15 protein-coding genes are annotated in these 20,622 nt (G+C 70.6%); 10 read left to right on the top strand and 5 right to left on the bottom strand.

The features are described 5' to 3' along the window. Nucleotides 1–37 precede the first annotated feature (37 nt). Entirely contained in the window at nucleotides 38–2,146 is a 2,109-nt protein-coding gene (locus tag ACIRFH_RS30460) for a PQQ-binding-like beta-propeller repeat protein (protein ID WP_403527748.1), read from the top strand. An 11-nt stretch (nucleotides 2,147–2,157) separates the two neighbouring features. Here ACIRFH_RS30460 and ACIRFH_RS30455 read toward each other — a convergent pair whose 3' ends face one another. Together ACIRFH_RS30455 and eccCa are read right to left on the bottom strand one after the other, a co-directional pair. Further along, on the bottom strand, nucleotides 2,158–3,180 hold the full coding sequence (locus ACIRFH_RS30455) for a hypothetical protein (protein WP_403527745.1): 1,023 nt from the start codon (nucleotides 3,178–3,180) through the stop codon (nucleotides 2,158–2,160). Next, complete coding sequence (eccCa, locus tag ACIRFH_RS30450; RefSeq protein ID WP_403527742.1) at nucleotides 3,177–7,151, bottom strand: type VII secretion protein EccCa; 3,975 nt, start codon at nucleotides 7,149–7,151, stop codon at nucleotides 3,177–3,179. The genes ACIRFH_RS30455 and eccCa overlap by 4 nt, the downstream gene beginning before the upstream one ends. Before the next feature lie 258 nt (nucleotides 7,152–7,409). On the opposite strand from eccCa, the gene eccD reads away from it, so the two are divergent. After that, on the top strand, nucleotides 7,410–8,909 hold the full coding sequence (eccD, locus tag ACIRFH_RS30445) for a type VII secretion integral membrane protein EccD (RefSeq protein ID WP_403527837.1): 1,500 nt from the start codon (nucleotides 7,410–7,412) through the stop codon (nucleotides 8,907–8,909). 531 nt (nucleotides 8,910–9,440) lie between these two features. Here eccD and ACIRFH_RS30440 read toward each other — a convergent pair. After that, nucleotides 9,441–9,746, bottom strand: coding sequence for a DUF397 domain-containing protein (locus tag ACIRFH_RS30440; protein WP_403527740.1), 306 nt, complete (start codon nucleotides 9,744–9,746; stop codon nucleotides 9,441–9,443). A gap of 304 nt (nucleotides 9,747–10,050) precedes the next feature. Here ACIRFH_RS30440 and rpsO point away from each other — a divergent pair, with 304 nt between their 5' ends. The 5 genes from rpsO (at nucleotide 10,051) to ACIRFH_RS30415 (ending at nucleotide 15,504) form a co-directional block, all read left to right on the top strand. Then, entirely contained in the window at nucleotides 10,051–10,338 is a 288-nt protein-coding gene (gene rpsO, locus ACIRFH_RS30435; protein ID WP_006130415.1) for a 30S ribosomal protein S15, read from the top strand. 330 nt (nucleotides 10,339–10,668) lie between these two features. Then, nucleotides 10,669–12,891, top strand: a complete 2,223-nt coding sequence (locus ACIRFH_RS30430; RefSeq protein WP_403527737.1) for a polyribonucleotide nucleotidyltransferase — start codon at nucleotides 10,669–10,671, stop codon at nucleotides 12,889–12,891. Further along, nucleotides 12,888–14,267, top strand: a complete 1,380-nt coding sequence (locus ACIRFH_RS30425; RefSeq protein WP_403527734.1) for a M16 family metallopeptidase — start codon at nucleotides 12,888–12,890, stop codon at nucleotides 14,265–14,267. Before ACIRFH_RS30430 ends, ACIRFH_RS30425 begins: the two co-directional genes overlap by 4 nt. 25 nt (nucleotides 14,268–14,292) lie before the next feature. Then, a complete protein-coding gene (dapB, locus tag ACIRFH_RS30420) occupies nucleotides 14,293–15,045 on the top strand; it encodes a 4-hydroxy-tetrahydrodipicolinate reductase (RefSeq protein ID WP_403527731.1) in 753 nt (250 codons plus the stop codon). Between the two features lie 3 nt (nucleotides 15,046–15,048). Then, the gene (locus ACIRFH_RS30415; RefSeq protein WP_403527728.1) at nucleotides 15,049–15,504 is read left to right on the top strand and encodes a hypothetical protein; all 456 of its coding nucleotides are present in this window, start codon (nucleotides 15,049–15,051) and stop codon (nucleotides 15,502–15,504) included. 66 nt (nucleotides 15,505–15,570) lie between these two features. Here ACIRFH_RS30415 and ACIRFH_RS30410 read toward each other — a convergent pair whose 3' ends face one another. After that, nucleotides 15,571–16,125, bottom strand: a complete 555-nt coding sequence (locus tag ACIRFH_RS30410) for a hypothetical protein (protein ID WP_403527725.1) — start codon at nucleotides 16,123–16,125, stop codon at nucleotides 15,571–15,573. Between the two features lie 114 nt (nucleotides 16,126–16,239). Continuing rightward, on the bottom strand, nucleotides 16,240–16,479 hold the full coding sequence (locus tag ACIRFH_RS30405) for a hypothetical protein (protein WP_403527722.1): 240 nt from the start codon (nucleotides 16,477–16,479) through the stop codon (nucleotides 16,240–16,242). Between the two features lie 173 nt (nucleotides 16,480–16,652). On the opposite strand from ACIRFH_RS30405, the gene thyX reads away from it, so the two are divergent. The 3 genes from thyX to ACIRFH_RS30390 all read left to right on the top strand — a co-directional run bounded on the left by thyX (nucleotide 16,653) and on the right by ACIRFH_RS30390 (nucleotide 20,362). Beyond that, nucleotides 16,653–17,393, top strand: a complete 741-nt coding sequence (thyX, locus tag ACIRFH_RS30400; protein ID WP_403527720.1) for an FAD-dependent thymidylate synthase — start codon at nucleotides 16,653–16,655, stop codon at nucleotides 17,391–17,393. A gap of 221 nt (nucleotides 17,394–17,614) precedes the next feature. After that, nucleotides 17,615–18,514 (top strand): 4-hydroxy-tetrahydrodipicolinate synthase, encoded by a 900-nt coding sequence (dapA, locus tag ACIRFH_RS30395; protein ID WP_403527717.1) that lies wholly within the window; start codon nucleotides 17,615–17,617, stop codon nucleotides 18,512–18,514. Between the two features lie 162 nt (nucleotides 18,515–18,676). Further along, on the top strand, nucleotides 18,677–20,362 hold the full coding sequence (locus ACIRFH_RS30390; RefSeq protein WP_403527713.1) for a ribonuclease J: 1,686 nt from the start codon (nucleotides 18,677–18,679) through the stop codon (nucleotides 20,360–20,362). Nucleotides 20,363–20,622: the final 260 nt, after the last annotated feature.

Genomic DNA, 20,622 nt, shown 5'->3' with positions numbered 1-20,622 from the left:
CAGATACCTCCCGCCTCCCACAGCAGAAAGACCTCGCATGGACCCCCTCGGTACCGGAGACCCGATCCGTCTCGGTCCCTACCGCCTCCTCGGTGTCCTCGGAGCAGGCGGCATGGGCAAGGTGTACGTGGGACAGGACGCCGCCGGAGGTCTGGCCGCCGTCAAAGTCCTGCGGCCCGAACTCGCCCACGACACCGACCTCGCCCAGCGCTTCGTCCGTGAGGCCCAGGCCGCACAGGCGGTGCGCAGCCCCGGTGTCGCGGCCGTGCTGGGCGCCCGGACCGAGGCGGCACGGCCGTGGATCGCCACCGAGTTCCTCGCGGGCCTCACACTCGACCACGCGGTGGACACGTACGGCCCCCTCGACGAACCCGCACTCAGAGCGCTCGCGGCCTCCCTCGCCCGCACCCTCGGCGACATCCACGCAGCGGGCTTCATCCACCGGGACCTGAAACCCCCGAACATCGTCCTCACCTCGGCCGGACCACGCGTCATCGACTTCGGTATCGCCCGGCCCGAACACGGACTCACCCTCACCAGCACCGGCCAGGTGCCCGTCACCCCCGGATACGGAGCGCCGGAGCAGGTACTCGGGCGGCGCGTCGCCCCGTCGGCCGACGTGTTCTCGCTGGGCGCGGTGCTCGTGTACGCGGCCACCGGGCAACGGGCCTTCGACGGCGGGCACGTCGCGGAACTCCAGTACCGCGTCGTCCACGGCGAGCCTGTGCTCGACGGCATCGAACCACGGCTGCGGGAACTGATCGCGCCCTGCCTGGCCAAGGATCCGGCCGCGCGCCCCACCCCTCCCCAGATCGCCCAGGCCATGGCGGCATCCAAGGGAGCCGACCGGGTGTGGCGCAAGGGCAAGCTCGCCGACGCCATCAAGCAGCGCGAGGCCGACACGCGTGAGCTGACCAGTCAGGCAGCACTGACGAGCAGTGGTGCCACGCCTTCCGTCTCCCGGCGTCGCCTGCTCACCGGCCTCGTCACGACGGGCGCGGTGCTGGCCGCGGGTGGCGGCGCGACCGCCTGGTGGTTCGGTAGCCGGGAGGGAGCCAACACGACCGACCCCTTCGACATCCCACCCGCCGTGCCGACCCCCGAGGAACCGCTCCTCACGGTCGACCCGGAGGCCACCGATGTGAGCAAGCCCGCGACCATCTGGTCGCTTCAGGAGGAAGCCGACCCCTTCTCACCGAAGCTCCTGCCGGTGCGGGACGTCATCGTCTTCGGCGCCGCCAGCGGCGGCATCGCGGCCTACGACGTCAAGGACGGCACACGACGCTGGAGCGCGCCGGTCATCCGGCTGAAGAGCGGGTATCTGTCGCTCTCGGACCGCCTGGTCGCGGGGGCCGACGACAAAGGCGCGCTGCGCACCTACGTGCCCTCCACCGGGGAAGCACGATGGACCTGCCCCGAGGCCGAGGCGAAATCGCTGCTCGCCGCCGACGACGAGGCGGTGTACGTCGTCACGCAGGACGACAGGCTGCGCAGTGTGCGACGTACGGACGGCAAGGTCGCCTGGACGGTCACCCTGCCCGGCGACTTCCGCAAGAAGCTCAACGAGTCCGCCGTCGTCGGGCGCGGCCGGCTGGTCCTCCCGACGACGGACGGCAACGTTCTCGTCGTGCGCACGAGCGACGGCCGTCCGATGTGGCGCCGTACCGACCGTGTCGGCGTCTCGATACGCCCCGCCATCGAGAACGACGTCGTGTACCTCAACGGCAGAACACTGGACGCGTGCCGCCTCAGCGACGGGACGGTGCTCTGGAGGACGAAGCTCGGCCCGGACGTGGACGCCGCGGACCAGTGGGGACAGCCGGTGGTCACCGATGAGGCCGTGTACGCGGTCGGGGACGCTTATCCGAGACGGCTCGACAAGAGCAACGGCGAGGAGTTCTGGCGGGGAGAGCACGGCGCCTACGTGGCGAGCCCTCTGCTGGTGCAGGGGAACAGTGTCTGGTCGGTCGTGGCGGAAGGCACCCCGGAGGAACTGGTCATCGCCGCCGTCACGGCCGCCGACGGCACATGGGTGTGGCGTTACATCGTGTCGCCCCTGTACCAGTACCGCCTGCGCATGGCCGCCGACGGCAACCGCGTCTTCTACATGAGCGACAGCGCGGTCTACGCCCTCACCTGCTTCTGAGCGACACGGCCTCAGCCCGGCAGCCGAACCCCCGTGCACCCGTGCCGTGCCGCCGACCGCTCGGCGAACGTGCGCAGGGCCGAGCGGAGGAACTCCTGCGTCGGAGCGGCGTAGACCGTCGCGTGGATGCTGAACACGGCCGGGACGGCACTGTCCGGGCAGGACGCCGTCGCCCTCGCGCTGTCGTGCGTCAGGCCTGGCTGCGGCCAGTGCTCGTCATGACCGACGTTCGGCCGCAGCCGTTGGGCGTAGGGGCCGAACGCCGCCTCCAGGGAGTAGAGGACCTCGTCGCGTTCCTTCGTCTCGCCCATGAGGCAGCGTTCCAGCGGGGCGCTGTCCGACGTCTCGGTCTCCATGATCCAGTGGACCCACTGGGCCTCCGGAATCCGTATGCCCGCGCAAGTGCCCGACGCGTTCCCGGGGCCGGTATGTCCCTTCGGAGCCGCGAGCTTCGGTATGCGGCCGCCGAAGTCCGCCTCGCACGAGTGCCGGTCGGCCGCCTTGCGGGCGACGGCGGTGGCGAGCTGTCCCACCGCGCGGCTCCCCTCGGCGCTCCCGTGGGATCCGTCGCCGGCGATGCTCACCACCAGGGACGCGTCCTTGTCGGTGCACGGCAGGACGACGCCCGTGTTCCGCAGATCCGTGTAACCGCGCCAGCCGCCGCCCAGAGACATGGGCAGGTGGTCCGACGATTCGCTGTCCAGCGTCCCCAGCATCTCGAAGCCTGAGCCATGGCGGACCGCGTCGGCGGGGATCAGCCCGACGGACACGATGAGGTCCGCCATCCGGCAGGAGCGGAAGCGGTCCTCTCCGTACCCGTACTCCTCGTCCCGGGCGAGGCCGGCCTCGGTGTCGAGGCCGGTGAGGACCGCCGACTCGTCGTAGGGGATCAGGCCGCCGCAGTAGGTCGCGAGCTTGCCCTCGTAGCGCCATTCCCGGCCCGTGTCGCTCACCCGGTACCAGGTGTAAGCGGCTGTGAGCGCGAGCACCAGCGGCAGTACGCAGAACAGCCCGATCCTCCGGGCGACCTTCACCGCCCGCTCCCGTCCTCCACCAACCCCACCTGAACCAGCGGCTTCCCCCGCCGCCGCGACACGAACACGCCCCGCCCGGGAGGCATCTGGCGCGGGCGCACCCCGCCCAGCAGGTCGCCCTCGGCCGGGTCGCCGCTGAGGACGACGCCCTGGGCGCCGAGTTCCTTGACGCGCTGCATGAAGGCCTCGTAGCCGGCGCGGCCCGCGCCCGCGGTGGAGCGGGCGATGATGAAGCGCACGCCGACGTCCCGGGCGAAGGGCAGCATCTCGGTCAAGGTCGCCAGCGGGTTGCCGCTCGACGTGGCCACCAGGTCGTAGTCGTCGACGATGACGAAGATCGTCGGCCCGTTCCACCAGCTGCGGTCGCGCAACTGCTCCGGCGTGACGTCGGAGGTCGGAGTGCGGCGCTGCATCAGCTCGGCCAGCGCGTCCATGTGGTGCTGCATCTGGTTCGACATCGGCACGTACTCGGCCAGGTGCGAAGACGGCGTCACGCCCAGCAGGGAGCGCCGGTTGTCGACGACGAACAGCTTGCACCGGTCCCCGTCGTAGCGCTCGGTGATGCGCTGGATGAGGAGCTTCAGCAGGTTCGACTTGCCGGACTCGCTCTCGCCGAACACCAGCAGGAACGGGTCCTGGTCGAAGTCCACGAACACCGGCTCGAGGTTGTCCTCGTCGAGCGCGAAGGAGACGCCGAGCCGGGGGAACCGGTCGCCGGGCGGAAGCTGGTGCGCCGGGAACTCCCTCGGCAGCAGCCGCACCGCCGGGGCACCGGGCTGCTGCCAGTGCCGGGAGACCTCCGCACCGAGCGCCTGCGTCGCCTCCGCCAGGTCCGTGTCGGACGACAGGCCGTCGATGCGCGGCACCGCCGCCATGAAGTGCTGCTTCTGCGGCGTCTGGCCCCGGCCGGGCACGCCCGTCGGCACGTTGGCCGCGACCTTGCGGTCGAACTCGGAGTCCATGGGATCGCCGAGCCGCAGCTCCAGCCGGTTCATCAGCTGGTCCTTGAGGTTGCTGCGGACCTCCATGGAACGGGACGCCGTGAGGATCAGGTGGATGCCGTAGCCGAGACCGCGCGCCGCGATGTCCAGGACGTACGGCTCCAGGGCCTCGTAGTCCGTGCGGAAGCTCCCCCAGCCGTCGATGACCAGGAAGACGTCGCCCCAGGGCTGGTCGGTCACGGAGATGTCGCCTCGCGCGCGGCGGCTGCGGAACTCCGCGATGGAGGAGATGCCCGCGCTGCGGAAGTACTCCTCGCGGCGGGTCATGACGCCGTACACCTCGGCCGCCGTGCGCCGCACCTTCTCGGGGTCGAGGCGTGAGGCCACACCACCCACGTGCGGCAGACCCGTCACGGCCGACAGGCCGCCGCCACCGAAGTCCAGGCCGTAGAACTGCACCTCGTGCGGGGTGTGGGTGAGGGCGAACGAGGCGATGATCGAGCGGAGCAGCGTCGACTTGCCGGACTGCGGTCCGCCGAGGATCTGCATGTGGCCGGCCGCGCCGCTGAAGTCCACCCACAGCGGATCACGGCGCTGCTCGTACGGCTTGTCGACGAGACCGACGGGCACCACCAGCCGGCCCGCGCCCTCGTAACCGGGCTGGGTCAGGCCACGGCCCGGCACCTCCGCGAGGCCCGGCAGCAGCGTGTCCAGCGACGGCGGGCTGTCCAGCGGCGGCAGCCACACCTGGTGGGCTGCCGGCCCCTGCGCCTCCAGACGCCGCACGATGACGTCGAGCACGGTGTCGGCGAGCGCCTCGTCCGTCTCGTCCCGCGTCTCCTCGCGCTGCGCGGGCACCGCCAGGTACCGCACCGGCACCTGGGCGGCGGTGAACAGCACGGGCCGGCGGTCGACCGGGAGCGGGCCCCCGTAGGACGCCGCCTGGTGGGCGCTCGTGCGGTACACGCCCGAGACGTACGCGGCCTTGAAGCGGATCATCTCGTCCGTACCGAACTTCAGGAAACCGGAGCCGGGGACGTTCGGCAGTTCGTAGGCGTCGGGGACGCCGAGTGCGGCCCGCGACTCGGCCGCCGAGAAGGTGCGCAGGCCGATCCGGTACGACAGGTAGGTCTCCAGTCCCCGCAGGCGGCCCTCCTCCAGCCGCTGCGAGGCGAGCAGCAGGTGCACGCCCAGCGACCGGCCGATGCGGCCGATCTGCACGAACATCTCGATGAAGTCCGGCTTGGCCGTCAGCAGTTCGCTGAACTCGTCGATCACCAGGACGAGGGACGGAATGGGCTGCAGCGGGGCGCCGGCGGCGCGGGCCTTCTCGTACGCGTGGATGTTGGCGTAGTTGCCCGCGTCGCGGAGCATCTCCTGACGGCGGTTGAGCTCACCGCGGATCGAGTCGCCCATGCGGTCGACGAGGGTCAGGTCGTCCGCGAGGTTGGTGATGACGGCCGCCACGTGCGGCATCTGCGCCATGCCCGCGAAGGTGGCACCGCCCTTGAAGTCCGCCAGCACGAAGTTGAGGGTCTCGGAGGAGTGGGTGACGGCGAGGCCGAGGACCAGGGTGCGCAGCAGCTCGGACTTGCCGGAACCGGTCGCGCCGACGCACAGGCCGTGCGGGCCCATGCCCTCCTGCGCCGCCTCCTTCAGGTCGAGCATCACGGGCCGGCCGTCCTCGCCGACGCCGATCGGCACCCGCAGCCGCTCCGACTGCGAGCGGGGCCGCCAGGTGCGCCGGGTGTCGACGGAGGCCGCGTCCCCGAGGTTCAGCAGGTCGGTGAACTCCAGGTTGGCGAGCAGCGGTTCGTCGTCGTCTCCGCCCGACGCCATGCGCAGTGGCGCGAGCTGCCGCGCCAGGGCCTCGGCGGCCTCGTACGACAGGCCGTCGGGCGTGCCCTCGTAGACCATGCCGTGGGCCGACTCCAGGCGCAGTTCCTTCGGGTGGACGACGATCGAGAGATCACCGCGCCCGCTGGTGAGGCTGCCGGGCACGATCTCCAGCACCGTGACGCCCTGCAGGCCCTCCGGGCTCGCCAGCAGCGACGTCGGCGGCAGCGAGACGCCGTCGAGCACGACGACCAGGTGCGGCTGGTCGGGTACGGGCTGCCCGTCCGGGTGGAAGCGGGGACGCCCCTGGAGCCGGTCGGCGAGCAGGTCCTCCAGCTCGATCGGGTCGGCCGTGATCAGGCGGATGCTGCCCGCGCCGTCCGCGGCGCCCCGGGACTGCACGTGCGGCAGCCACTTGCTCCACTCCCACTCCCCGGCGGTCTCCCGGCCGGTGGCGACGGCGATGACCAGGTCGTCGGGGGAGTGCAGCGAGGCGAGCGAGGCGGTGACGGCGCGGGCGGTGGCGCGCACGGTGCCGGGTTCCCCGCTGACGGTGACGTGGTAGAAGGCGCGCAGCGAGATCGCCATCGGCAGGTCGTCGAGGGTGCTGTGCGTGGCCAGGAAGCGCTGCATGGCGCCCGCGGTCAGCGGCTCCAACTCGTCGACCGGTGCCGTCTCCGGGGGAATCAGGGGAGTGGCCAGGGCCTGCGGGCCGAGGCCCACCCGTACCTGGCCGAAGTCCTCGTCACCGGCGCGCCGCTCCCACACCCGGCTGCCCTCGGCGACCAGTGCCCACAGTTGCTCCGGTGAAGGATGCAGGTAGTACTGGGCGTCGCGCTGTGCCCGCGCGGTCTTCTGGGCGGACTTCCGGGTCTGGGACAGATAGCGCAGGTAGTCCCGGCGCATGTCGGCCATCTGCCCCTGGTTGCCCCGGCGGTAGCGGACCAGCATCGCGATGCCCATGGCGATCGTCGAGGCCACCATCACCATGCCCATGATCTTCATGAAGGGCTGGGCCTGCGGGTTGAAGAAGAAGACCACGGACCCGCCCATGCCGAGCATGGGCAGGATCTGCATCAAGGCGCCTTCCTGCTGCCCCCGCGGGAGTTCGGGCGGTGGCTGCAGCACGACTTCTTGCGTGGGCACGTCCTTCGGCAGCGCCCGCGGTGGGCGCTTGACGACGATGTGGCTCACTTCGCACCAATTCCCTTGCCCGGCTGATCCGTTCCGCCCGCCGCCCCGTGTCCGGCGCACGTCGATCGCGAAGGGCGATCCTACTGACTCCCGTCGGCGACGGCGGACGATAGGGTGCCCGGGAGACGTGTGAACAGTTGCGAATCGGCCGGGGATCGCGGAGGCGCGGAACGGCCGAGCACGATGGCTACCGGCGGGTGAGGCGCAACGCTACCGCGCCCAGCCCGTATTACCGACGAGGGGGAACAGCAGGTGAGCATGACGGCCTCCGCGCCGGCCGGCGGACCGGGCAGCACGGTCCCGGCGGGGTCAGGTACGGGACTCGGCTTCTGCCGGGTCACCATCGTGGCCCCCGACAGCCGCATCGACGTGGCGCTGCCCGACGACGTACCGGTCGCCGACCTCTACCCGGAGATCCTGCGGTTCTCCCAGCAGAGCCCCGCCGAGGGCGCACCGGTCGGCTACCACCTCGTACGCCGTGACGGCACCGTCCTCGACAGCGCGCGGTCCTTCGCGGCCCAGCGCGTCCTGGACGGGGAACTGCTCACCCTGCGGCCCTTCGCGGAATCGCTGCCCCCTGCCGTCATCGACGACGTCTCGGAGGCGGTCGCCTCGGCCGTCACCCGCGACCGCGCCCTCTGGGACGGCGAGCTCACGCGCACCGCCGGCCTGGTCGGGGCGGGCGTCCTCCCCGTACTGCTCGCCTTCGTGGCGTGGAGTTCCCAGGTCCGTCACGACATGCACGGCCTCCAGGGCATCATCGCCGCGGTCACCGGTGTCCTGCTGACCACGTTCGCGTGTGTCCGCGCCCGTGTGTACGACGACCGCGGCTCCGCGGTCGCCCTGGGACTGGGGGCTCTCCCGAACATCGCCGTGGCGGGCTCGGGCCTGGTCCCGCTCGCCGGCGGCCAGGGCATCGGGCGGCTCCAGTTCCTGCTCGCCTGCGCGGCGGTGCTGATCGCCTCCCTGGTGCTGACGCTGGTGTCCCCGGGCGGCGACAGCCCCTTCGTGGCGTTCGTCTTCGCCGCCACGATCGGCCTGCTCACGACGTTCATCGCGATGCTGACCCATCTCGAGCCCATGGAGACGGCCGCGATCTGCGCCCCCCTGTCGGTGTGCGCCCTGGCCTTCCTGCCCGGTCTGTCCATGCGCTTCGCCCGACTGCCCATCGGCTTCGAACTGCCCAACGGCTCGCGCGGCACCTACACGACGGACGAGACGGTCTCCCCGGAACCCGTCGACCCGGAGCGCATCGCGGCCCAGGCCCGCCGCGGCCACGAACTCCTCGCCGGGCTGGTCGGCGGCTGCGCGCTCGTCTCCGTCGGCGCGGCGATCGTCCTCAGCTTCTCCACCGACGTGTGGGCCCAGCTCCTCGCTCTGGCCACCGGGATCGCGATGCTGATGCGCGCCCACCTGTTCCGTTACACCGTGCAGGTCGCCGCGACGCTGGCCGCCGGACTCGGCTCGCTCGTCTTCCTCGGGCTCGGGCTCGCCATGAACCCGCCGGCGGAGTACTGGCGCGACGCGCTGCAGGGGGACAGCGCGGCCCTCGACATCCGCAGCGTCTGGCTGGCGGCGGCCGTCGGCGTGGCCGTCGTCCTGGTCACGGCCATCGGCCTGATCACCTCACGGCGCGGTGTCACGCCCTTCTGGGGCCGCTTCACGGAGATCGCGGAGGCCTTCGTCCTGCTGACCTTGATTCCCCTGGCGCTGGCCGTCTTCGACGTGTACGCGACCGTGCGGTCGATGACGGGCTGACGCGCGATGTCCCGGCGGGCGCGCGTTCCCCACCGTACGCCCGCCGTCTTCACGGGGCCGGGAGACCTGCTCCCTCGGCCGTGCACGAGGCAGGCGGTCGTGGCTTGTCTGCGTGCCCGGCCGGCACCACGGCTCTCCGCCTCTCCGGCGGGAAGACATGGGTACGAGCTTCGGGCCACCCCCGTCCGTGCGACCGCGGACCGCCCCACCGGCTCCGCCCGGACGGAGGTGTTCGACGCCGGGCGCTGCTCGCGCTGACGGCCGTCGTCCTCGCGGCGGCCGTCGGCGCGGGTGGCCGGCCGGTGCGGGGCGGCGGGGACGGGACGGACCGGGACTCCACCGAGCCGGCCGCCGTCGCCGTGGCCTCCGGCGAGACCGGACACCGGCGACATCGTCGCCCGGGACGGGCGGATCTTCTTCGGCGCCAGGCCGCGAACGGCCCCAGCGGCACCGACAAGCAGGGGATCTATCCCGTCCTGGGCATGGGCATCGGCGGCGACGCCGCGAAGAAACCCCGAGGGGCCTCCCGCGTCATCCCGCCCCCTCGCCAGGCGCCGGCTCCAGGTCGAACTCCCCGTCCCGCGCCCCCAGCACGAAGGCCCGCCACTCCGCCTCCGTGTACCGCAGCACGGTGTCCGGGTCGAGCGACGACCGCATGGCCACGGCGCCGGCGGGAAGGTAGGCGATCTCGACGCGCTCCTCGTGCTCCTCGGTGCCGGGCGCGCTGTGCCATTCGACGCCGGAGATGTCGAGGGAGTACAGCTCGTCCCTCTCCCGCTCCTTGCGCGCCTTCAGTTCGGCGTTCTCGGCGTTCTGGGCGTTCTCGGCCTCGGCCATCGGGGCTCGGTCCTTCCTGCGGTGCCAACGGGATGCGCGGCCACCCTACTTCCCGGGGTTCTCCCAGCTCAGCGGTTTGCCGATGTCCGTACCGGCACGAGTGACGACGCGGTCGCCGAGCCCGCGGACAGAGGCGTCCGCCCAGGCTGGTACGCTGTGTGACGGCCGTTTGTGTACGCGCCCCCGGAGCCCAGTGCCCTGGAGGCCGCGCCCAGCGGATCCCCGCCTTCCGAGTCACGGAAGATCCCCCGAGACGCAGACCGGGGGCACTCGAAGGCCAGTCACAGACCAAAGAGGAGTACGCGTGTCGCTCGACGCCGCCGTCAAGAAGCAGATCATCTCCGAGTTCGGTACCAAGGAGGGCGACACCGGCTCCCCCGAGGTCCAGGTCGCGCTGCTGTCCCGTCGGATCTCCGACCTGACGGAGCACCTCAAGACGCACAAGCACGACCACCACTCGCGCCGCGGCCTGCTGATCCTGGTCGGTCAGCGCCGCCGGCTGCTGCAGTACCTCGCCAAGAAGGACATCCAGCGCTTCCGTGCGCTGGTCGAGCGCCTCGGCATCCGCCGCGGTGCGGCGGGCGCCAAGTAAGACGCCGTGGAGGGAGCGGTTCCCATCGTTCGGGGGCCGCTCCCTTTGCTGTACGTGCGCGGTGTCACCGCCGCTTTGTAGTGTGGTAGCACAACACAGGACGTACGACACAGCGTGATGGGTACCGTCCGTAGAGGGCGGGGCACACCACGCACACCGAACGAAACGAGGAGAAGCGCGCCTCGCCGCCGCCGGTCCTCGGTAGTGGCCCCCGGGGAAAGAGACCCGGGTGCTTCGATCGAAGACCGGCCCGCACAGGACGGAGCGCTTCTCCGCCACCGTCCCCCCGCCACACGGGCGAGGAGGGACGAAGACGAGGAGAAAACACTAGTGGAGAACGAGACCCACTACGCCGAAGCCGTGATCGACAACGGCGCATTCGGCACCCGCACCATCCGCTTCGAGACGGGCCGCCTGGCCAAGCAGGCCGCCGGCTCCGCCGTGGCCTACCTGGACGACGACACCATGGTGCTGTCGGCCACCAGCGCCTCCAAGAACCCCAAGGACCAGCTCGACTTCTTCCCGCTCACGGTGGACGTCGAGGAGCGGATGTACGCCGCCGGCAAGATCCCCGGCAGCTTCTTCCGCCGTGAGGGCCGGCCGTCCGAGGACGCCGTCCTCACCTGCCGCCTCATCGACCGCCCGCTGCGCCCGTCCTTCAAGAAGGGCCTGCGCAACGAGATCCAGGTCGTCGCCACGGTCATGGCGCTCAACCCCGACCACCTGTACGACGTCGTGGCGATCAACGCCGCCTCCGCGTCGACGCAGCTGGCCGGCCTGCCCTTCTCCGGCCCGATCGGCGGCGTCCGCGTCGCGCTGATCCGCGGCCAGTGGGTGGCCTTCCCGACGCACACCGAGCTCGAGGACGCCGTCTTCGACATGGTCGTCGCGGGCCGCGTCCTGGAGGACGGCGACGTCGCGATCATGATGGTCGAGGCCGAGGCCACCGAGAAGACCATCAAGCTGATCGAGGGCGGCGCCGAGGCGCCCACCGAGGAGGTCGTCGCCGCCGGTCTCGAGGCCGCGAAGCCCTTCATCAAGGTGCTGTGCCGGGCCCAGGCCGACCTCGCCGCGAAGGCCGCCAAGCCGACCGGCGAGTTCCCGATCTTCCTGGACTACCAGGACGACGTCCTGGAGGCGCTGACCGCCGCGGTCAAGCCCGAGCTGGCCCAGGCGCTCACCATCGCCGGCAAGCAGGACCGCGAGGCCGAGCTGGACCGCGTCAAGGCGCTCGCCGCCGAGAAGCTCCTGCCGGAGTTCGAGGGCCGCGAGAAGGAGATCTCCGCCGCGTACCGCGCGCTGACCAAGTCCCTGGTCCGTGAGCGTGTCATCAAGGAGAAGACCCGCATCGACGGCCGCGGTGTCACCGACATCCGCACCCTGGCCGCCGAGGTCGAGGCCATCCCGCGCGTGCACGGCTCGGCGCTGTTCGAGCGTGGCGAGACCCAGATCCTGGGCGTCACCACCCTGAACATGCTCCGCATGGAGCAGCAGCTGGACACCCTCTCCCCGGTGACCCGCAAGCGCTACATGCACAACTACAACTTCCCGCCGTACTCCGTCGGCGAGACCGGCCGCGTCGGCTCCCCGAAGCGCCGCGAGATCGGCCACGGCGCCCTCGCCGAGCGCGCCATCGTGCCGGTGCTGCCGACGCGCGAGGAGTTCCCGTACGCGATCCGTCAGGTGTCCGAGGCCCTCGGCTCCAACGGCTCGACGTCCATGGGTTCGGTCTGCGCCTCCACCATGTCGCTGCTGAACGCCGGTGTGCCGCTGAAGGCCCCCGTCGCCGGTATCGCCATGGGCCTGATCTCCCAGGAGATCAACGGCGAGACGCACTACGTCGCCCTCACCGACATCCTCGGTGCGGAGGACGCCTTCGGCGACATGGACTTCAAGGTCGCCGGCACCAAGGAGTTCGTGACCGCCCTCCAGCTCGACACCAAGCTGGACGGCATCCCCGCCTCCGTCCTGGCCGCCGCTCTCAAGCAGGCCCGCGACGCCCGCCTCCACATCCTCGACGTGATGATGGAAGCGATCGACACGCCGGACGAGATGTCCCCGAACGCGCCGCGGATCATCACCGTGAAGATCCCCGTCGACAAGATCGGTGAGGTCATCGGCCCCAAGGGCAAGATGATCAACCAGATCCAGGAGGACACGGGCGCCGAGATCACGATCGAGGACGACGGCACGATCTACATCGGTGCCGCCGACGGCCCGGCCGCCGAGGCCGCCCGCGCCACGATCAACGGCATCGCCAACCCGACGATGCCCGAGGTCGGCGAGCGCTACCTGGGCACCGTCGTGAAGACGACGACCTTCGGCGCGTTCGTCTCCCTGCTGCCCGGCAAGGACGGTCTGCTGCACATCTCGCAGATCCGCAAGCTCGCCGGCGGCAAGCGCGTGGAGAACGTCGAGGACGTCCTCGGCGTGGGCCAGAAGGTCCAGGTCGAGATCGCCGAGATCGACTCCCGCGGCAAGCTCTCCCTGATCCCCGTGATCGAGGGCGAAGAGGGCTCCGACGAGACGAAGAAGGACGACGCCGACCAGTGACGTCCCGTGGCTCCAAGGCGACGGCCCGCTCCTCCTCGGAGGCGCGGGCCGTCGCCCGTACCCAAACCCTGATCAAGGGCGCGAACGGCATCGGCACGGTCCGCAAGACCACCCTCCCCGGCGGTCTGCGCATCGTCACCGAGACCCTCCCCTCGGTCCGCTCGGCGACCTTCGGCATCTGGGCGCACGTCGGCTCCCGCGACGAGACCCCGGCCCTGAACGGCGCCACCCACTACCTGGAGCACCTGCTCTTCAAGGGCACGTCCCGCAGGTCCGCCCTGGACATCTCCTCCGCCGTCGACGCGGTCGGCGGCGAGATGAACGCGTTCACGGCGAAGGAGTACACGTGCTACTACGCGCGCGTGCTCGACACCGACCTGCCGCTCGCCATCGACGTCGTCTGCGACATGCTGACCGGCTCCCTGATCCGCGAGGAGGACGTCGACGTCGAGCGCGGCGCCATCCTCGAAGAGATCGCGATGACCGAGGACGACCCCGGCGACTGCGTGCACGACCTGTTCGCGCACACGATGTTCGGCGACAACGCCCTCGGCCGCCCCGTCCTCGGCACGGTCGACACGGTCAACGCGCTCACCGCCGACCGCATCCGCCGCTTCTACAAGAAGCACTACGACCCGACCCACCTGGTGGTCGCCGCCGCCGGCAACGTCGACCACAACAAGGTCGTACGCCAGGTCCGCGCCGCCTTCGAGAAGGCCGGCGCCTTCAAGGACCCCGTGGCCGCGCCCATCGGCCCGCGCGAGGGCCGGCGCACCCTGCGCACCGCGGGCCGCGTCGAGCTGATCGGCCGCAAGACCGAGCAGGCGCACGTCATCCTCGGCATGCCGGGCCTGGCCCGCACCGACGAACGCCGCTGGGCCATGGGCGTCCTCAACACCGCCCTCGGCGGCGGCATGTCCTCCCGCCTGTTCCAGGAGGTCCGCGAGAAGCGCGGTCTGGCCTACAGCGTGTACTCGTACACCTCGGGCTTCGCCGACTGCGGCCTGTTCGGCGTGTACGCGGGCTGCAGGCCCTCCCAGGTCCACGACGTGCTCAAGATCTGCCGCGACGAGCTCGACCACGTCGCCGAGAACGGGCTGTCCGACGACGAGATCGGCCGTGCCGTCGGCCAGCTCCAGGGCTCCACCGTCCTCGGCCTGGAGGACACGGGCGCGCTGATGAACCGTATCGGCAAGAGCGAACTGTGCTGGGGCGAGCAGATGTCCGTCGACGACATGCTGGCCCGGATAGCCTCGGTCACGCCGGACGACGTCCGCGCCGTCGCCCGCGACGTCCTGGGACGGCGGCCCTCGCTGTCGGTCATCGGCCCGCTGAAGGACAAGCAGGCGTCCCGGCTGCACGACGCCGTCGCCTAACCCCTCCGGTAAGGAAGCAACAGACATGAGCAAGCTGCGCGTGGCCGTCCTCGGCGCCAAGGGCCGTATCGGCTCCGAGGCGGTGCGGGCGGTCGAAGCCGCCGAGGACATGGAACTGGTCGCCGCCCTGGGCCGCGGCGACTCGCTGGACGTGCTGACCGACAGCGGCGCCCAGGTCGCGGTCGAGCTGACCACCCCGGCGTCGGTCATGGACAACCTCGAGTTCTGCGTAGGCCACGGCATCCACGCCGTCGTCGGCACCACGGGCTGGACCGACGAGCGCCTCGCGCGGCTGAACGGCTGGCTCGAGGCCTCCCCGGAGACGGGCGTGCTCATCGCGCCCAACTTCTCCATCGGGGCCGTGCTCACCATGAAGTTCGCGCAGATCGCCGCCCCGTACTTCGAGTCCGTCGAGGTCGTGGAACTGCACCACCCGAACAAGGTGGACGCCCCCAGCGGCACCGCCACCCGCACCGCCCAGCTCATCGCCGAGGCCCGGCAGAAGGCAGGCGTCGCTCCGGCGCCCGACGCCACTGCCACCGCCCTGGACGGTGCCCGCGGCGCGAACGTGGACGGCGTCCCGGTGCACGCGGTCCGCCTGCGCGGCCTGCTCGCGCACCAGGAGGTCCTGCTCGGCGGCGAGGGCGAGACCCTCACCGTCCGGCACGACTCGCTGCACCACAGCAGCTTCATGCCGGGCATCCTGCTCGGCGCCCGGCGCGTGGTGACCGCTCCCGGCCTCACCTTCGGCCTGGAACACTTCCTGGACCTGGGCTGAGCCATGCGCGCGAAGATCTCCTACGTCATCACGGCCGCCGTCCTGGTCTTCTACTTCGTCCTGGTCGGCAGCCGCGGTGTGATGCTCATCGAGGCCGGCACGCCCCTCACCGTCACCCTCGGCGTGGCGGTGCTGGTGCTGCCGGTGATCGGCCTGTGGTTCCTGTGGAAGAACACCCAGTTCGTCCGCCGCGCCAACCAGCTCGCCGCCGAACTCGACGCCGAGGGCGGGCTGCCCGTCGACGAGCTGAAGCGCACCCCCAGCGGACGCATCGACCGTGACTCGGCCGACGAGGTCTTCGCCCGCCGCAAGGCCGAGACGGAGGCGGCTCCCGACGACTGGCGCAGCTGGTTCCGGCTCGCCGTCGCCTACCAGGACGCCCGCGACACCCCGCGCGCCCGCAAGGCGATGCAGCGGGCGATCGCCCTGCACGACCACAGGCAGGTAGAGACGGCCTGAGCAGCGCGAAATGCCGGTGGCCCGGTCCGCGGCTCGCGGACCGGGCCACCGGCATTTCGCTCCGGCTCAGCCCCGCCGGTACTCGTCCGCCCACGCCTCCATGGTGTCGGCGGCCCGGTCGAAGGCCTCCGGCCGGGCGAGGAAGTCCGCGTTGTGGCTGGTCATCAGCGTCGGCTCGGAGTCCCCGGACCGGCCCTGCCGGACGAGGAGCAACGCCTGGCCCTGCACCGTGCGCGGCAGGCCCAGCCACCGGACCGGCTGCTGGACCGTCCGCATGCCGGCGACCTGCTGCCAGGCCACCGTGCGGGTGGTGAGGAACCCCACCTGACGCACTCCGTGCGTGCTCACCCAGACGCCCACGCGCAGCAGTCGCAGGGCGCAGGCGATCATGAAGAGGGCGAAGCCGAAGACCACGGCCGCCGAGGACGGCGCGTCCGTCACCGCGATGACGACCGCCGCGAACAGTACGAACGAGGCGAGCAGCAGCGTCAGCGCCGCCGTTCCCACCCGCCACGGCCCCGGCCGGTAGGGCCGACGCCACCGGTCGCGGTCGTCGTGCGGCAACGGGACGTCCTCGGCCGCGTCGAAGGCGCGGTCGGCCGTCAGGAAGGGCAGGGGCACGGCTGGTCCTCACTCGTTCCATGGGGTGTGCTGTGCCCGGTGAGGCTACCGATCTGTGTGCCCGGTCACCACCTTCGGGTCCCCGGATGGAGTCAGGACCGGTCGGACACCGTCTCAGCGCCCGTCGGACGCCTGCGACTGCTGCTGCTGTTGCGAGGGCTGGTCGGCCGACAGGGCGGGCATCCCGATCACCAGGGATCCCACGAGCCCGGCGACCACGGTGAGTCCCAACAGCCAGCGCCCGGCCAACTGGCCGAAGGACGCCCGCTCGCGGGGCGGAGGAGTGACATTGCTGCGGAACCTGTCGGCTTCGGCGACGAAGGCGAACGGCACGGGTTCACGCCGGCGGATCATCGGAGGTGCGTCTCCCTTCAGGGATCAAGCGAATCGCTGTTACTCATACAGACGAACGAACGCCCTCGCAGGTGCCCAGTTTCACCGACTTCATCGTGGCACGGCACCGAACGCCCCGTTTGGCGGGCCGTAGAGTGGCCTCGCCAAGCGACACAAGGGAAGGCCCTCCACCCGTGACCGACACCCCCGCCGACGATTTCAAGATCGACCTGCGCAGCGACATCACCGTCGAGCTGGTCAAGAGCAGCGCGACCGACTCCGACGTGCTGTTCGCCGCCCGCGTCTCGACCGTCGGGGAGCAGTCCCTGGACGAGTTGAAGAAGGACCCGGAACGCTCGAAGGGTCTGATCAACTACCTGATGCGGGACCGGCACGGCAGCCCGTTCGAGCACAACTCGATGACCTTCTTCGTCAGCGCGCCGATCTTCGTCTTCCGCGAGTTCATGCGGCACCGCGTCGGCTGGTCCTACAACGAGGAGTCCGGCCGCTACCGGGAGCTCCAGCCGGTCTTCTACGTGCCGGGCGCCGAGCGCAAGCTGGTCCAGCAGGGCCGTCCGGGCAAGTACGTCTTCGTCGAGGGCACCACCGAACAGCACGAGCTGGTGAGCCGGTCGATGGAGGACTCCTACCGCCAGGCCTACCGGACGTACCAGGAGATGCTCGCCGCCGGCATCGCCCGCGAGGTGGCCCGCTCGGTCCTCCCCGTCGGCCTGTACTCCTCGATGTACGCCACCTGCAACGCGCGCTCGCTGATGCACTTCCTCGGCCTGCGCACCCAGCACGAGCTGGCGAAGGTGCCCTCCTTCCCGCAGCGGGAGATCGAGATGGTGGGCGAGCGGATGGAGGAGGAGTGGGCACGGCTCATGCCGCTCACCTACGCCGCCTTCAACGCGAACGGACGCGTGGCGCCGTAACGCGCTCCGAGCGCCCTGGGCGCCCCGATCGGGCACAGATGTGCGCATCAGCCGCCCGAAGTGTCCCGATTGCGGCGTTTGGAGAAGTTCATCTAGCCTGATCAAAGGGACCCGGCACTGCTTGAACCCCCGAGCAGGCAGTGCCGGGCTCCACCTCCGTGCCGATCTGCCGCCTGCCCCGAGGGCAGACCCCGCCCTGAGCAACGAGTAGCGTGTAACCCATGGCTCCGACCTCCACTCCGCAGACCCCCTTCGGGCGGGTCCTCACCGCCATGGTCACGCCCTTCGCGGCGGACGGCGCACTCGACCTCGACGGCGCGCAGCGGCTCGCCGCCCACCTGGTGGACGCAGGCAACGACGGCCTGATCATCAATGGCACCACCGGCGAGTCCCCCACCACCAGCGACGCGGAGAAAGCGGACCTCGTACGAGCCGTCCTGGAGGCCGTCGGCGACCGTGCCCACGTCGTCGCCGGGGTCGGCACGAACAACACCCAGCACAGCATCGAGCTGGCCCGCACCGCCGAGCGCGTCGGCGCCCACGGCCTGCTGCTCGTCACGCCGTACTACAACAAGCCCCCGCAGGAGGGCCTGTACCGCCACTTCACGGCCATCGCCGATGCCACCGAGCTGCCGGTCATGCTCTACGACATCCCCGGCCGCAGCGGCGTCCCGATCAACACCGAGACGCTCGTCCGCCTCGCCGAGCACCCGCAGATCATCGCCAACAAGGACGCCAAGGGCGACCTCGGCCGCGCGAGCTGGGCCATCGCGCGCTCCGGCCTCGCCTGGTACTCCGGCGACGACATGCTGAACCTCCCGCTGCTCTCGGTCGGCGCGGTCGGCTTCGTCTCGGTCGTCGGCCACGTCGTCACCCCCGAGCTGCGCACCATGGTGGACGCCTTCGTCGCGGGTGACGTGCAGAAGGCACTGGAGATCCACCAGAAGCTGCTCCCCGTCTACACCGGCATGTTCCGCACCCAGGGCGTCATGACCACCAAGGCCGCGCTCGCGCTCCAGGGCCTGCCCGCGGGCCCCCTGCGCGCGCCCATGGTCGAGCTCACGGCGGAGGAGACCGAGCAGCTCAAGATCGATCTTGCTGCCGGCGGGGTACAGCTCTGACAACGGACTTCGCACCACCGCACCGCCAGGTGCCACAACGACTTCACAACTGAATAGGCAGGCCACCGGTGCCTGCATCCCACAACGACAACTGCTTCTGCACGAACGTCACGCGCGCCACGTGCCCACCGGTACGTGGCGTGTGTGGTTGAGGAGAGTCTTTTGAGTCATCCGCATCCTGAACTGGGCCGGCCCCCGGCGCTCCCCGCAGGCGGCCTCCGGGTCACCCCGCTGGGAGGCCTCGGCGAGATCGGCCGCAACATGACGGTCTTCGAGTACGGCGGCCGCCTGCTGATCGTCGACTGCGGAGTGCTCTTCCCCGAGGAGGAGCAGCCCGGAATCGACCTGATCCTGCCGGACTTCACGTCCATCCGGGACCGCCTCGACGACATCGAGGGCATCGTCCTGACCCACGGCCACGAGGACCACATCGGCGGCGTCCCCTACCTCCTCCGCGAGAAGCCGGACATCCCGCTGATCGGCTCCAAGCTGACCCTCGCCCTGATCGAGGCCAAGCTCCAGGAGCACCGCATCCGCCCCTACACCCTCGAGGTGACGGAGGGGAACCGTGAACGCGTCGGCCCCTTCGACTGCGAGTTCGTGGCGGTCAACCACTCCATCCCGGACGCGCTGGCCGTCGCCATCCGCACCCCGGCGGGCATGGTCGTCCACACCGGCGACTTCAAGATGGACCAGCTCCCGCTGGACAACCGCCTAACGGACCTGCACGCCTTCGCGCGCCTGAGCGAGGAGGGCATCGACCTTCTCCTCGCCGACTCGACGAACGCCGAGGTCCCGGGCTTCGTCCCGCCCGAGCGTGACATCTCCAACGTCCTGCGCCAGGTCTTCGCCGGCGCCCGCAAGCGCATCATCGTGGCGAGCTTCGCCAGCCACGTGCACCGCATCCAGCAGATCCTGGACGCCGCGTACGAGTACGGCCGCCGGGTCGCGTTCGTCGGCCGCTCCATGGTCCGCAACATGGGCATCGCCCGCGACCTCGGCTACCTGAAGGTCCCGCCGGGCCTGGTCGTGGACGTCAAGACCCTCGACGACCTGCCGGACAGCGAGGTCGTCCTGGTCTGCACGGGCTCCCAGGGCGAACCGATGGCGGCCCTGTCCCGCATGGCCAACCGGGACCACCAGATCCGCATCGTCGAGGGCGACACGGTGATCCTGGCGTCCTCCCTCATCCCGGGCAACGAGAACGCGGTCTACCGCGTGATCAACGGCCTGACCCGCTGGGGCGCCAACGTCGTCCACAAGGGCAACGCCAAGGTCCACGTCTCGGGCCACGCCTCGGCCGGCGAGCTGCTGTACTTCTACAACATCTGTCGCCCGAAGAACCTGATGCCGGTCCACGGCGAATGGCGCCACCTGCGGGCCAACGCCGAACTGGGCGCCCTTACCGGCGTCCCGCACGACCGCATCGTCATCGCAGAGGACGGCGTCGTCGTCGACCTCGTCGAGGGCAAGGCGAAGATCTCCGGCAAGGTCCAGGCGGGATACGTGTACGTCGACGGTCTCTCCGTCGGCGACGTCGGCGAACCGGCCCTCAAGGACCGCAAGATCCTCGGCGACGAGGGCATCATCTCGGTCTTCGTCGTCATCGACGCCTCCACCGGCAAGATCACCGGTGGCCCCCACGTCCAGGCGCGCGGCTCGGGCATCGAGGACTCGGCCTTCGGTGACGTCCTGCCCAGGATCACGGAGGTCCTGGAACGCTCGGCCCAGGACGGGGTCGTCGAACCCCACCAGCTCCAGCAGCTGATCCGCAGGACCCTCGGCAAGTGGGTCTCGGACAAGTACCGACGCCGGCCGATGATCCTCCCTGTGGTCGTGGAGGTCTGACGGCCCGTCGGCTCTCCGGCCGAGCGAACCTGGAGCGGGGCGCCCGATTTGCATCGGGGCGCCCCGCTCCAGTACGTTTACAACTCCGCTCGGACGGGCACCCGACCACTTCGTGGTTCGGAGTCGCCCCGGAGGGCGGGAAATCCGGCTCAGAACTTCTGATAAAGTCGGAACCGCCGGAAAGGGAAACGCGGAAGCGGGAACCTGGAAAGCACCGAGGAAATCGGATCGGAAAAGGATCTGATAGAGTCGGAAACGCA

The organism is Streptomyces sp. NPDC093586 (assembly GCF_044764905.1).
GTDB lineage: Bacteria > Actinomycetota > Actinomycetes > Streptomycetales > Streptomycetaceae > Streptomyces.
The sequence above is the reverse complement of the archived record's forward strand: the minus strand, read 5'-3'. Positions and strand labels throughout refer to the sequence as shown.

Coding starts and splice junctions, on each gene's coding strand:
- dapA (WP_403527717.1), top strand. CDS start 17,615: ATGGCTCCGACCTCCACTCCGCAGACCCCCTTCGGGCGGGTCCTCACC.
- ACIRFH_RS30460 (WP_403527748.1), top strand. CDS start 38: ATGGACCCCCTCGGTACCGGAGACCCGATCCGTCTCGGTCCCTACCGC.
- eccD (WP_403527837.1), top strand. CDS start 7,410: ATGACGGCCTCCGCGCCGGCCGGCGGACCGGGCAGCACGGTCCCGGCG.
- ACIRFH_RS30440 (WP_403527740.1), bottom strand. CDS start 9,746: ATGGCCGAGGCCGAGAACGCCCAGAACGCCGAGAACGCCGAACTGAAG.
- ACIRFH_RS30415 (WP_403527728.1), top strand. CDS start 15,049: ATGCGCGCGAAGATCTCCTACGTCATCACGGCCGCCGTCCTGGTCTTC.
- dapB (WP_403527731.1), top strand. CDS start 14,293: ATGAGCAAGCTGCGCGTGGCCGTCCTCGGCGCCAAGGGCCGTATCGGC.
- ACIRFH_RS30405 (WP_403527722.1), bottom strand. CDS start 16,479: ATGATCCGCCGGCGTGAACCCGTGCCGTTCGCCTTCGTCGCCGAAGCC.